The sequence below is a fragment of the Pseudonocardia acidicola genome, assembly GCF_012911935.1.
Classification (GTDB): domain Bacteria; phylum Actinomycetota; class Actinomycetes; order Mycobacteriales; family Pseudonocardiaceae; genus Pseudonocardia; species Pseudonocardia acidicola.
This window is the reverse complement of the sequence record NZ_JAAXLA010000083.1, coordinates 1-12,814: the sequence shown is the minus strand read 5'-3', so window position 1 is coordinate 12,814 and position 12,814 is coordinate 1. Positions and strand designations below refer to the sequence as shown.

The following is a 12,814-nucleotide window of genomic DNA, read 5'->3' as shown; positions in this document are numbered from 1 at the left end:
TCGTCCACGTCCGGGGACGATCAGGGCCGGGGCGGTGGCTCCGCCGCCCCGCTGTCGGCAGGGGCCGGCCGCACCCGCAGCGCCAGCGCCAGTTCCAGCCGCGCGGTCGGGTCGTCGAGCGCCCCGCCGAACGCCTCGCGCAGCCCCGCCAACCGGTAGCGCACCGTCTGCGGGTGCACGTGCAGGGCCGCGGCCGTCGCGGACACGTCGCCGTGCGCGTCCAGCCAGGCCCGCAGCGTCTCCTCGGCCCGGGCGGCGGCGCCGGCGGGCAGCTCCGCCAGCGGGGCGACGGCGCGCTCGTGCAGGTCGGCGGCCAGCTCCGGCTCGGCGGCCAGCAGCAGCGTGACGAGGTGGTCGTCGGCGCGCACGAGCGGGTCCGAATCCGGGACGCCGAGCGCGCCGGCCGCGTGCAGCGGCCACGCGGCCCGGGCCCGGGCCACCGAGCGATACGCGTGCGCCCAGCAGACCACCGGGCCGAGCACCCCACGCCGATCGCGCAGCGCAGCCCGCAGCCGGTCGATCCAGCCGGCCCGCTCGGGCACCGGGAGCAGCACGATCCCGACCGGGTCGAGGTCGGCCGCCACCGCGTCGGGCAGCCGCCCGGAGATCTCGACCGCGTCCGGAACGGCGAGTGCGACCAGCCGCGCCGGCAGCGTCCAGCCGGCCGCCGCCGCGGCGCGCTCCACCTCCGTTGGCCCGGCCGGCGGCCGCCGGGCGAGCACCTCGACGAGCGCGTGCCGCCGGGCCCGCACCGAGCCGGCCCGGGTGGCCTCCGCGTGCGCCCACCCGGCGACGGAGGCCGCGGAGAGCTGCTCGATGTAGCCGAACAGCGCCTCGGCCAGCGCAAAGATCACCTCGGGGGGCAGCCCGCCGGCCGTGTGACAGGCGGCGATGTGCTGCCACACCGTCCGGGTGCCGACCTGGTAGGCGGTCTGCAACGCGGCCAGCGTCCGCCCCTCGCGGTGCTCGACCTGCCCGAGGTTGTGATAGATCCGGGTGTCGCAGAGCTCGTCGTCGGAGCCCAGCAGCGCCGCGAACTGCTCCAGCGCGACCGAGACCCCCTCGGTGATCCGCTGTCCGAACCGGCCCTCCAGCGGCCGCGCGTACTCCGGCACCTGGGCGCGGACCGCCGCGATGATCTCGTCGGTCGCGCCGACGAGATCGGGTCGCAGCGCCGCGCCGACCCAGCCGGGGACACGCGTCCAGGGCCGGTCCATCTCAGCCCCCCAGCACCGTGGTGACGATGCCGGCCAGGTGCGCGAGCCGGCCGAGCTCGGAGGGCCGGAACGCGGGCCCGCCGGGCCGGCCGACCACCAGCGCCTGTGCCGCCGAGATCGGCCCGAACGGGGCCGCCGCGAGCTCGGTGTCGAGCTCGCGCCACGGGTCGGGGACCCAGTGCACCTCCGGCTCGAGCACGATCGCCTTGGACAGCGGCACCCACGGCAGGTCCCCGGCGCGGGTCTGCGGTGCGGCCGAGCTCGCGGCCAGCCGCCAGGAACGCTCGCCGGCGCGGGCGACGATCAGCGCCCAGCCGGCCCGGAACAGCCGCGGGACGTCCTCGGCGAGCAACTGCAGGCCGTGGGCCGGGTCACTCGCGATCTCGTCGATGAGCTCCAGCTCGCGATGGGTGTCCAGCCGCCCCGAGTACGGGCGGACCGACTCCACCTGCACGCCGGGCATCGACTCCGCCGCGGTGATCAGCACGTCCGGCGGACGGCCCGGGGGCAGCTCCACCGTCAGGTCGTCCACGGCCTGGCCGTCGGTGCGCTCCACCACGTCCACGCCGAGTATGTCGGCGCCCGCATTGCCGAGCGCGGTCGCGACCGCCCCGAGACTTCCCGGCTTGTCCGGGAGCACCACACGGAGCAGGAACGACACGCCGCAACGCCTCCTCGTCCCACAGGGGAATCGATTCGAGCCGCGCCGGTGACACCCGTGCCTCGCGGGCGGCCGACGCGGCACTGCCTCCCGGATCCTGCCAGGCCGGGATCGCCGAAGCACAGCACCGCCCGTGTCCGGATCGCTGCCGGGTGTGTCCGGGCGTTCCCGGCGCCGGCGCCGGGGCCCGCTGTGTGCCCACGCGCCGGCCGGTCGGAACCGTGTCGAGGCACGGCGGCGGCGGAGCCTAGACTGGGTCGGGGGCCCGGCGCCATCCGCGCCCCCCGCGACGTCGGGCGTCATCGCGCAGCTCCCACTTCTGCCGCGAGCACGTGCCGCACCGGGTCCGTACCCACAGCCGTTCCACCAGGAGGGACATGTCCGCCGATTCCGGGGCCATCACCCGGGACGAGGTCGCGCACCTCGCCCGACTGGCCCGGCTCGCCGTCACCGAGTCCGAACTCGACGTCTTCGCCGGCCAGCTGGACGTGATCCTCGGCGCGGTCGCCCGGGTGGGCGAGGTCGCGGCCGACGACATCCCGCCGACCTCGCACGCGGTGCCGCTCTCCAACGTGTTCCGGCCCGACGAGCGCCGCCCGGGGCTGACCCAGGAGCAGGCGTTGTCCGGTGCGCCGGCGGCGGAGGAGGGCCGGTTCCGGGTGCCGCAGATCCTTGGGGAAGAGGAATGAGCCGGGATTCGTTGACAGGGTCGAGCATGAACTCCGAACTGACACGGCTGACCGCCGCCGAACTGGCCCAGAAGATCCATTCCCGCGAGGTGTCCGCGGTCGAGGTCGCCCAGGCGCACCTGGACCGTATCGCCGCCGTCGACGACCGTGACGAGGGCGTCCACGCCTTCCTGCACGTCGCCGGGGAGGCCGCGCTCGCCTCGGCCGCGCTGGTCGACTCCTCGCTCGACGCCGGCACCGCACCCGCGTCCCCGCTGGCCGGCGTGCCGCTGGCGCTCAAGGACGTCCTCACCACCACGGACATGCCGACCACCGCCGGATCGAAGATCCTGGAGGGGTGGCGTCCGCCGTACGACGCGACGGTCACCGCGCGGCTGCGCGCGGCCGGGATCACGATCCTGGGCAAGACCAACATGGACGAGTTCGCGATGGGCTCCTCCACCGAGTACTCGGCCTACGGCGTCACCCGCAACCCGTGGGACCTGCGGCGCATCCCCGGCGGCTCCGGCGGCGGCTCGGCCGCGGCGCTGGCCGCGTTCGAGGCCCCGCTGGCGATCGGCACCGACACCGGCGGCTCGATCCGGCAGCCGGCCGCGATGACCGGCACCGTCGGCGTCAAGCCGACCTACGGCGCGGTGTCCCGGTACGGGCTGGTGGCCTGCGCGTCGTCGCTCGACCAGGCAGGCCCCACCGGACGCACCGTGCTCGACACCGCGCTGCTGCACGAGGTGATCGCCGGGCACGACCCGCTCGACTCCACCTCGATCGACGCGCCGGTGCCCGGCGTGGTCGAGGCCGCCCGGCTGGGCGCCACCGGTGACCTGCGCGGGCTGCGCGTCGGCGTGGTGCGCGAGCTCGGCGGTGCGGGCTACCAGGCCGGCGTGCAGAGCAACTTCGCTGCGTCGCTGCGCCAGCTGGAGGCGCTGGGCGCGGAGATCGTCGAGGTCAGCGCGCCGCACTTCCAGTACGGGCTGGCTGCCTACTACCTGATCCTGCCCAGCGAGGTCTCGTCCAACCTGGCCCGGTTCGACGCGATGCGTTACGGGCTGCGCGTGGAGAACGGTGCCACGAGCGCCGAGGAGGTCATGGCACTGACCCGTGAGGCCGGCTTCGGCCCCGAGGTCAAGCGCCGCATCATCCTGGGCACCTACGCGCTGTCGTCCGGGTACTACGACGCCTACTACGGGCAGGCGCAGAAGGTCCGGACGCTGATCAGCAGCGACTTCGCGGCGGCGTTCGAGAAGGCCGACGTGCTGGTCTCGCCGACCACGCCGACGACCGCGTTCCCCATCGGGGAGAAGGTCGACGACCCCCTGGCCATGTACCTCAACGACCTCGCCACCATCCCCACCAACCTCGCCGGCACCGCGGCGATGTCGGTGCCGAACGGGCTCGCGCCCGAGGACGGGCTGCCGACCGGGCTGCAGATCATGGCGCCTGCGCTGGGGGAGGCCGTGATGTACCGGGTGGCCGCCGCGTACGAGGCGGCCCGCGACGCCGAGAACGGCGGACCACTGATCCAGCGCGTGCCCGGACTGGAGGTTTCCGCATGAGCGCGCCCACCCTGGTGGACTACGACGACGTCGTCGAGCACTTCGATCCGGTGCTCGGGATCGAGGTGCACGTCGAGCTGAACACCAACACCAAGATGTTCTGCGGCTGCCCGACCGACTTCGGCGCCGAGCCGAACACACAGGTCTGCCCGGTGTGCCTGGGGCTGCCCGGCGCGCTGCCGGTGGTCAACCGCACCGCGGTGGAGTCGGCGATCCGGATCGGGCTGGCGCTGAACTGCGAGATCGCGCCGTGGGGCCGGTTCGCCCGGAAGAACTACTTCTACCCGGACATGCCGAAGAACTTCCAGACCTCGCAGTACGACGAGCCGATCGCCGTGAACGGCTGGCTCGACGTGGAGCTGGACGACGGCGAGGTCGTGCGGGTCGAGATCGAGCGCGCGCACATGGAGGAGGACACCGGCAAGTCGCTGCACGTGGGCGGCGCGACCGGTCGCATCCACGGTGCGGAGTACTCGCTGCTGGACTACAACCGCGCCGGCGTGCCGCTGATCGAGATCGTCACCAAGATGATCCCGGGAACCCGGGAGCGGGCGCCCGAGGTGGCGCGCGCGTACGTCACGGCGCTGCGTGACCTGCTGCGTTCCCTCGGCGTCTCCGACGTCCGGATGGACCAGGGTTCGCTGCGGGCCGACGTGAACCTGTCGCTGTCGCCGCGCGGCTCGGGCGTGCTCGGCACCCGCACCGAGACCAAGAACGTCAACTCGCTGCGCTCGGTCGAGCGGGCCGTCCGCTACGAGATGACCCGGCAGGCCGGCGTGCTGCTCGACGGCGGGAAGGTCGTGCAGGAGACCCGGCACTTCGAGGAGGCGACCGGCAGCACCCGGGCGGGCCGCCGCAAGGAGACCGCGGAGGACTACCGGTACTTCCCGGAGCCCGACCTGGTGCCGATCGCGCCGTCGGCCGAGTGGGTCGAGGAGCTGCGCGGCACGCTGCCCGAGCTGCCGTGGGAGCGGCGCAAGCGGGTGAAGGCCGAGTGGGGCCTGTCCGACGAGGAGCTGCGCGACCTGGTCAACGCCGGGGCGCTCGACCTCGTCGCGGCCACCGTCGCCGAGGGCGCGCCGCCGGCCGAGGCCCGGTCCTGGTGGGTGTCGTACCTGGCTCAGCAGGCCAACTCGCGCGGTGTGCCCCTGGACGAGCTGTCGATCGTCCCCGCCGACGTGGCCCGGGTGATCGAGCTGGTCGCGTCCGGTGAGCTGACCAACAAGCTGGCCCGGCAGGCCGTCGACGGGGTGCTGGCCGGCGAGGGCACCCCGGACGAGGTCGTCACGTCCCGCGGGCTGGCCGTGGTGTCCGACGACGGTGCCCTGCTCGCCGCGGTCGACGAGGCCCTGGCCGCCCAGCCCGACGTCGCGCAGAAGATCCGCGACGGCAAGGTGCAGGCCGCCGGGGCGATCGTCGGTGCGGTCATGAAGGCGACCAAGGGCTCTGCCGACGCCAAGCGCGTCCGCGAGCTCATCCTCGAGCGCGTAGCGCCCGTGCGCGGATAACGCTGTTCCGGCGACTATTTCCGCGCACGACCCTGTCCACATTGCGGGGCAGCTGTCCACAGCTCGCCGCGGACCTGCATTCGGGAGGGCCCAGGTCGTCCATCGTCTGATCCGTGACGATGCACGACCGGGCCGTCCCGGCAGGCTTGAGCGCTGATCGGCTCGACGAGTGGCTGGCGTTGCTCGCGGCCCAGCACGGCATCGTCGATCTCGCCCAGCTCAGGCATTTCGGGATCACCTGGAGCACCGTGGTCGCACAGGTCGGCGCTCGGCGATGGCAGCGCGTCGTGCAGCGCGTGTACGCGACGTTCACCGGCCCCCTTCCGCGGACATCCCGGCTTGCTGCCGCGCTGCGCTATGGTGGCCCGGCGGCTCTCCTCAGTCACCGCACCGCCGCCGAGCAGTGGCATCTCGTCCCCATTCAGGACGGGCCGATCCACATCACGGTCCCGTACGGCACCTCGGCCATCTCTCAGCCCGGCCTCGTGGTCGTGCACCGGTCGAGGGCGCATCGCCACATCATGGTTCCGGCTGATCCGCCGCTGACGAGTCCCGCGGACACTGCGATCGACCTGGCCGTCGAGGAGCCGGACGCGGTCCGGGCCCGTCGAATGTTGATCGTCGTGATGACGGGCGGTCGGGTGCGGCCCCTCGACGTGGAGCGGCGCCTGGAGGAGCGTCGGCCGCGCCGCTACCGGAGGGCCCTCGTCGACGCGGTGCGCATGGTGCGGGACGGGGTGTTGTCCGCGTTGGAAGAGCTTTATGCCACGGATGTCGAGCAGGCGCACGGGATCCCGAAAGCGCGGCGGCAGGCGCCGATGATCGTCGACGGGGTGACGCTGTACGAGGACGCCGTATACGACGACATCGGTATCGACCTGACGGTTCGCCTGGATGGGCGCACCCATCTGCGCAACGACGTCGCCTTCCGGGACCGGCGTCGCGACAACGCCGCCGAGCTGGCCGGGCGTTCGCGGCTGGTCTTCGGTTGGCGCGACCTCTCGGCCGATCCGTGTGGTGCGGCGGACGACGTCGTGCGGGTGCTGCGTCGGCGGGGCTGGGACGGCGAACTCATCCGCTGTCCGCGGTGCGCCTGACGGCGCTCGTGCGCGGAAATAGTCGTCAGAACGACGTTATCCGCGCACGGGCGCTACGCGCGGGACTGGCCGCCGCCGGACGGCGGCTGGATCCGGATCGCCCGGTCGTCGCTGGACACCGGCTTCCCGCCCGGCAGCTTGTTCACCGTGCCCAGCCAGAGCATCCCGTCGGGGCCGAGCGCGGTGGCCGAGAGCCGGCCGTAGGTGCCGGGCAGCACGGTCTCCGGATTGCCGACGAACGTGCCCTTGTCCCCGGGATGCAGCACGAACAGCGACGCCGCGCCGGTCTGCGCGACGGCCAGGACCCCGGGCTGGGCCATGCAGCCGGCCACCCCGGGCCGGCTGGGCCAGGTCCAGGCCGGTGCCGGCAGCGGGCCCGGTGCGACGTGGTACAGCACGTCCTGGGCGTCGGCGCGGTCGGTCACCCACGTGTTCCGGCTGACCTTGTCCGTGCACACCCCCTGCGGGGCCTGCAACCCCGAGCTCAGGATCGGCGACCCCGGGTCGGGGTTGCCGGTCGCCGGGTGGCCGAGGGTGTCGATGCGCAGCAGCTTCCCGGCCAGCGAGGTCGCCGGGGGCGAGGCGGCTCCGGCGTCCCCGGTGGCGACCAGCAGCGACCCGTCGGCGTCGACGCCGAGGGCCCCGCCGTTGTTGCGCGGGCCCCGCGGAATCCCGGTGAGCACCGGCTTGGGCGGCTCGCCCGTGGCGAGCCGGACCACCCGGTTGTCCTGGGATGTGCTCGCGTAGGCGTAGACGAGCTGGTCCTCGTCGTAGCTGGGGGAGAGCACCAGCCCGGTCAGCCCGCCCCCGCCGGACGCGTCGACCGGCACCGTGGCGACCAGCTGCGGCGCGGACCCCCGTTGCACCCGCAGCACCCGGCCGGTGGTCCGCTCGGCCACCAGCGCCGAGCGCCCGTCGGGCAACACCGTGATCGCCCCGACCGGATTCAGGCAGGTGGCCACGACCTGCGGGTCCGGGTCGTCGCAGCCGGACGGGCCGCGCTGCTGCCCGCCGCTCTGCGGGGGCTGGCCGCCCTGCCCCCCGTTCTGCCCGCCCGGCGGCGCCGGCTCCTGCATCGACGGCGGGCCGCCGATCTCGCCGGCCCCCTCCAGCTTGGCGCGCCAGTCGCGCGGGCCCGCGTCGGGGAACGTCGCGCATCCGGCCAGCAGCAGCCCCAGCAGCCCGGCGGCGATCCCGCGGACCACCCGGCGCCGGACCCCCGGCCGCATCCGTCCCCGCACGGACCCAGGCTAGGCCGGGCCGGGTGAGCGGCCGGTGAGTAGCGTGCGGCCCATGGCCGATATCGGTGTGCTCGTCCCGCACGAGGAGGGTGTCGCGACGCTGTCCGGCGTCCCCGGCGTCACCCCGGTCCGCTACGACCCGGAGCATGACCTGCCCGAGGCCGCTGCGACCGCGCAGGTCCTCGTGCCGCCGTTCCTGGCCACCAGCGAGGCCGTCGCACTGACCGAGAAGCTGCCGGGGCTGCGGCTCGTGCAGCTGCTCACGGCCGGCGCGGAGAACTGGGTCGGCAGACTGCCCGACGGCGTCGCGCTGTCGGACTGCAGGGGCGCGCACGGCGGCGCCACCGCGGAGTGGATCGTCGCGGTGCTGCTGGCCGTCTACCGCGACCTGCCCACGTTCGTCCGGGCCCAGGACGAGCAGCGCTGGGACCAGCACCAGACCGGCGAGCTGCTCGGTGCCCGGGTGCTGATCGTCGGGGCCGGGGACGTCGCGGAGAACACGGTGCGGCGCCTCGCGCCGTTCGAGGTGTCGACGACGCTGGTCGGCCGGCGTGCGCGCGACGGCGTGCACGGCATCGACGAGGTCTTCGACCTGCTGCCCGACCACGACGCGTGCGTCGTGATCGTCCCGCTGACCGACGACACCCGCGGGCTGGTCGGCGCCCGGTTCCTGGCCGCGATGCCCGACGGTGCGGTGCTCGTCAACGCCGCGCGCGGTCCCGTCGTCGACACCGACGCGCTGACCGCCGAGCTGACCAGCCGCAGGCTGCGTGCCGCGGTCGACGTCACCGACCCGGAGCCACTGCCCGCGGACCACCCGCTGTGGAAGGCCCCCGGCCTGCTGCTCACCCCGCACGTCGGAGGCAGCGTGCCAGGTGCGATGCGGCGCGCGTACGCGATCGCGGCCGAGCAGATCGCGGCTTTTGCACGCGGCGAGCGGCCACCCAACCTGGTCGAGAACGGGTACTGAACCGGGTACTGATCGGACGCGTCGACGGCATCCGGGCGGGTTGCAGCACTAGCCTCCCGGAGCATGAGCCCTGACCAGACCCGGTCCGTCGACTTCGGGCCGCTCGGGACCTCGGAGCAGAAGACCAGGCCGCAGCGGCGCCCGGTGGCGTGGAGCGGTGGCGCCGACATCGGTCTGCTGCTGCTCCGCTTCGGCGTGGGGGGTCTGTTCTTCGCGCACGGCGCGCAGAAGGTGTTCGGTCTGTGGGGCGGGCTCGGCATCGCGCGCACCACCGACGTCATCGCCGGCTACGGCTTCTTCGCGCAGGCGAGCACGCTGGCCTGGTTGACCGGGATCGTCGAGCTCATCGCCGGCGCGTTCGTCGTGCTGGGCCTGTTCACCCCGCTCGCCGCAGCGGCACTGCTGGCGATCAAGATCGTCGCGATCGTGGTCAAGTGGGGGGTGCCGTTCTACGCCGCGGCCGCGCCGAACGCCCTCGAGCTCGACGTACTGCTCGGCCTGGGTGCCGCGGCCCTCGTGTTCACCGGGGCCGGGCGGGTGTCGCTGGACAACGGCCGCACCTGGCAGCGCCGCCCGCTGCCCTACGCCTGGATGTGCGCGATCCTCGGGGTGGGTGCCGCGCTGGTCGTGCTGTTCACGCTGCGCCGATGAGCCCGGCTTCGCCGGGTGGGCCGGTTCCGCCGGATGCGGCGTGGCTGCCCGCGGTCGCGCGCTGGGGCGGCGGGCCGGCGACCGTGGTCGGCCGCTCGGAACTGGCCGGCGGTTACGTCGCGGGCGCGGTCGCCCGGATCGATCTCGACGTGCCCGGACGCGCGGTCACCGTCGTGCTCAAGCGTGCGTCCGCGGTGGAGGTGGCGGCGATGCGCGCGCTCGCCGTCGTCCGCGGACTCGACCGGCCGCGGATGCTGGCCACCGGCCGCGACGAGCACGGCGACTGGCTCGTGCTGCCGTTCTATGCGGGCGCCCCGCTCGCCGAGGGTCCGGCCGTACCCGACGAGCTCTGGACCGGCCTGGCCCGGGTGCATGCACACTGGTTGGGCAAGCGCCCGCGCGGGCTGCCGGTCGTCGACGCCGCGTGGTGGCGCGCCCTGTGTCTCGAGCGGATCCTGTCCGCCGTGCGCGAGGCGCAGCGGCGCACCGGGGACCCGGTGTTCGCCGACGCCGTGTCCGCGGTGACGGCGTGGGCGGAGGATCCGCGGCTACTGGCCGCGCTCGCGGTCCTGCCGCGCACGGTCGTGCACGGCGACGCCCATCGCGGCAATGTGCTGCTCGGCCCCGAGGGTGCGACCCTCATCGACTGGGGCAACGCCAGGGCCGCGCCCGCCGGGCTGGACCTTGCCGTGCTCCGGGCGCAGGGCGCGACCGACCTCTCGCCCTACCGGCGGATGGTCGCCGAGCTGACCCGGGGCGGGCCGCGGGCGGAGTTGATCGAGGTCGAGAGGTGCTGGGCCGACGCCGCCGTACACGTGGGCTACCTCGGCTTCGCCGCGGACCACCTGGGCGCGGCGCGGGTCGCCGAGATGCTCGACGTGGTCGAGCAGGCCCTGGCCGGGCTGGGCCCGGCGCTGGCCGCTGTGCCGGCAGCGGGTCGTGCGCGGTAGGTGGTGCGGGAGCACCACCTACCGCGCACGGGCGCGTCAGGGCACCTGGCGGACGGCGCCGGTGTCGGCGGAGGTGGCCAGGGCCGCGTAGGCCCGCAGTGCCTTGGACACCGGGCGGTCGCGCTCCGTGGGCTGCCACGGCCGCTCCGAGGCCTCCATCTTGGCGCGGCGCTCGGCCAGCACCTCGTCGGAGACCTTCAGTTCCAGCGACCGCGCCTTCACGTCGATGACGATCGTGTCGCCGTTCTCGACCAGGCCGATCGTGCCGCCGGCCGCCGCCTCGGGGGAGATGTGCCCGACCGAGATGCCCGATGAGCCGCCGGAGAACCGGCCGTCGGTGATCAGCGCGCACTTCGCGCCGAGCCCGGCGCCCTTGAGGAACGCCGTCGGGTGCAGCATCTCCTGCATCCCCGGCCCGCCGGCGGGGCCCTCGTAGCGGACCACGAGCACGTCGCCCGGCTGGATCTGCTTGGTGAGGATGACCGAGACCGCCTCTTCCTGGCTCTCGACGACCCGCGCGGGCCCCTCGAAGCGCCAGATGTCCTCCGGGATCCCGGCGGTCTTGATCACCGAGCCCTTCTCGGACAGGTTGCCGTGGAGCACGGCCAGCCCGCCGTCGGCGGTGTATGCGTGGGCGGCGTCCCGGATGCACCCGCCCTCGGCGTCGGTGTCCAGCGAGGACCACCGGTTGTCCGTGGAGAACGCCTGCGTCGTGCGCACCCCGCCGGGGGCGGCGTGGAACAGCTCGATCGCCTTCTCCGACGGCGCCGCCGCGCGGATGTCCCACTCGGCCAGCCACTGCTCCAGCGAGGGCGAGTGCACGCTGTGCACCTCGGTGTCCAGCAGACCCGCACGGTGCAGCTCGCCGAGGATGGCCGGGATGCCGCCGGCCCGGTGCACGTCCTCCATGTGGTACGCCGAGTTCGGCGAGACCTTGCTCAGGCAGGGCACCCGCCGGGAGATCGCGTCGATGTCGGCGAGGGTGAAGTCGATCTCGCCCTCCTGCGCCGCGGCCAGGATGTGCAGCACGGTGTTGGTCGAGCCGCCCATGGCGACGTCGAGCGCCATCGCGTTCTCGAAGGCGGCGCGGGTGGCGATCGAGCGCGGCAGCACCGATGCGTCGTCGTGGTCGTACCAGCGCTTCGCCAGCTCGACGACCGTGCGGCCCGCCTCCAGGAACAGCTCGCGGCGCGCGGCGTGCGTGGCGAGCGTGGACCCGTTGCCCGGCAGCGCGAGCCCGAGGGCCTCGGTCAGGCAGTTCATCGAGTTCGCGGTGAACATGCCCGAGCAGGACCCGCAGGTCGGGCACGCGGAGCGCTCGACCTCGTCCAGCCCGGCGTCGTCGACCTCCGACGACGCCGATGCCGAGATCGCCGTGATCAGGTCCGTGGGGGCCTGCGCGACACCGCCGACGACGACGGCCTTGCCCGCCTCCATCGGACCGCCGGACACGAAGACCGTGGGGATGTTCAGCCGCATCGCGGCGTTGAGCATGCCCGGGGTGATCTTGTCGCAGTTCGAGATGCAGACCAGGGCGTCGGCGGCGTGCCCGTTGACCATGTACTCGACGGCGTCGGAGATCACTTCGCGGGACGGCAGTGAGTAGAGCATCCCGCCGTGGCCCATCGCGATGCCGTCGTCGACGGCGATGGTGTGGAACTCGCGGGGGACGCCACCGGCCTCACGGACCGCGGAGGCCACGAGGTCGCCCAGGTCCTTGAGGTGCACGTGGCCGGGCACGAACTGGGTGTAGGAGTTGGCGATCGCGACGATCGGCTTGCCGAAGTCGCCGTCGCCCATCCCGGTGGCGCGCCACAGGGAACGGGCACCGGCGGCGTTGCGGCCGTGGGTGGTCACTCGGGAACGCAGGGCCGGCATCGGCTCACTCTCCAGCCGGATCGGGCAGCCTGCCGCCGCTGACGGCGGCGAGCTGGGGCAGGTCGCGGATGTGCACGGCGGGCAGTGCGAGCTCCCCGCCGTCGGTCAGCACCGCGCTGACGCGGGTCGCCCGGGACCGGGTCGACGGTCGCAGCCGCAGCGAGCTGATCTCGGACCACGGTACGCGCCGGGTGCGGAGAATCCGCCGGACGGTCACCGAATCCTGGTCGGCGACCGTGCGCGCCCGCAGGATCCAGACGAGGATCCCGATCGGGATGAGGTAGATCACCCAGAAGAACGGGGCGCCGAAGGCGAAGGGGATCGCGAAGACCGCCAGCGCCATCAGTACGAAGACGCCCAGCCGCGACGGCTGGAAGACGGCCCGGGGTGGGGTGGGGG

Annotated in this window: 12 protein-coding genes; 7 read left to right on the top strand and 5 right to left on the bottom strand. The window is 73.9% G+C overall.

The annotated features are described in order from the left end of the window. Positions 1-20: 20 nt before the first annotated feature. Both HF526_RS29450 and HF526_RS29445 read right to left on the bottom strand, forming a co-directional pair. Positions 21-1,217, bottom strand: a complete 1,197-nt coding sequence (locus tag HF526_RS29450; RefSeq protein ID WP_169384851.1) for a PucR family transcriptional regulator — start codon at positions 1,215-1,217, stop codon at positions 21-23. Between the two features lies 1 nt (position 1,218). Continuing rightward, positions 1,219-1,878 carry an ACT domain-containing protein gene (locus HF526_RS29445; RefSeq protein WP_169384850.1) on the bottom strand — a complete coding sequence of 220 codons (660 nt, stop codon included), beginning with the start codon at positions 1,876-1,878 and terminating at the stop codon, positions 1,219-1,221. Between the two features lie 377 nt (positions 1,879-2,255). Between HF526_RS29445 and gatC the strand changes: the two genes are divergently transcribed. The 4 genes from gatC to HF526_RS29425 all read left to right on the top strand — a co-directional run bounded on the left by gatC (position 2,256) and on the right by HF526_RS29425 (position 6,725). After that, positions 2,256-2,567: an Asp-tRNA(Asn)/Glu-tRNA(Gln) amidotransferase subunit GatC gene (gene gatC, locus HF526_RS29440; protein ID WP_169384849.1), complete on the top strand. Its 312-nt coding sequence runs from the start codon at positions 2,256-2,258 to the stop codon at positions 2,565-2,567. 26 nt (positions 2,568-2,593) lie between these two features. Continuing rightward, positions 2,594-4,120 (top strand): Asp-tRNA(Asn)/Glu-tRNA(Gln) amidotransferase subunit GatA, encoded by a 1,527-nt coding sequence (gene gatA / locus HF526_RS29435; protein WP_169384848.1) that lies wholly within the window; start codon positions 2,594-2,596, stop codon positions 4,118-4,120. Continuing rightward, entirely contained in the window at positions 4,117-5,628 is a 1,512-nt protein-coding gene (gene gatB, locus HF526_RS29430) for an Asp-tRNA(Asn)/Glu-tRNA(Gln) amidotransferase subunit GatB (RefSeq protein ID WP_169384847.1), read from the top strand. The genes gatA and gatB overlap by 4 nt, the downstream gene beginning before the upstream one ends. 119 nt (positions 5,629-5,747) lie before the next feature. After that, a complete protein-coding gene (locus HF526_RS29425; protein WP_211177975.1) occupies positions 5,748-6,725 on the top strand; it encodes a hypothetical protein in 978 nt (325 codons plus the stop codon). Between the two features lie 53 nt (positions 6,726-6,778). Here the strand turns inward: HF526_RS29425 and HF526_RS29420 are convergent, their stop codons facing one another. Then, the gene (locus HF526_RS29420; protein WP_338051838.1) at positions 6,779-7,966 is read right to left on the bottom strand and encodes a PQQ-dependent sugar dehydrogenase; all 1,188 of its coding nucleotides are present in this window, start codon (positions 7,964-7,966) and stop codon (positions 6,779-6,781) included. 52 nt (positions 7,967-8,018) lie between these two features. On the opposite strand from HF526_RS29420, the gene HF526_RS29415 reads away from it, so the two are divergent. From HF526_RS29415 to HF526_RS29405, 3 genes are all read left to right on the top strand, one after another. Beyond that, entirely contained in the window at positions 8,019-8,936 is a 918-nt protein-coding gene (locus HF526_RS29415) for a 2-hydroxyacid dehydrogenase (RefSeq protein WP_169384846.1), read from the top strand. Between the two features lie 63 nt (positions 8,937-8,999). Then, the gene (locus HF526_RS29410) at positions 9,000-9,587 is read left to right on the top strand and encodes a DoxX family protein (protein WP_169384845.1); all 588 of its coding nucleotides are present in this window, start codon (positions 9,000-9,002) and stop codon (positions 9,585-9,587) included. Further along, a complete protein-coding gene (locus HF526_RS29405) occupies positions 9,584-10,537 on the top strand; it encodes an aminoglycoside phosphotransferase family protein (protein WP_169384844.1) in 954 nt (317 codons plus the stop codon). Before HF526_RS29410 ends, HF526_RS29405 begins: the two co-directional genes overlap by 4 nt. Positions 10,538-10,573: 36 nt before the next feature. Here the strand turns inward: HF526_RS29405 and ilvD are convergent, their stop codons facing one another. Both ilvD and HF526_RS29395 read right to left on the bottom strand, forming a co-directional pair. Next, complete coding sequence (gene ilvD, locus HF526_RS29400) at positions 10,574-12,415, bottom strand: dihydroxy-acid dehydratase (protein WP_169384843.1); 1,842 nt, start codon at positions 12,413-12,415, stop codon at positions 10,574-10,576. A gap of 4 nt (positions 12,416-12,419) precedes the next feature. Then, positions 12,420-12,814, bottom strand: a 395-nt coding sequence (locus tag HF526_RS29395) for a PH domain-containing protein (protein ID WP_169384842.1), incomplete at its 5' end; no start/stop codon positions are given.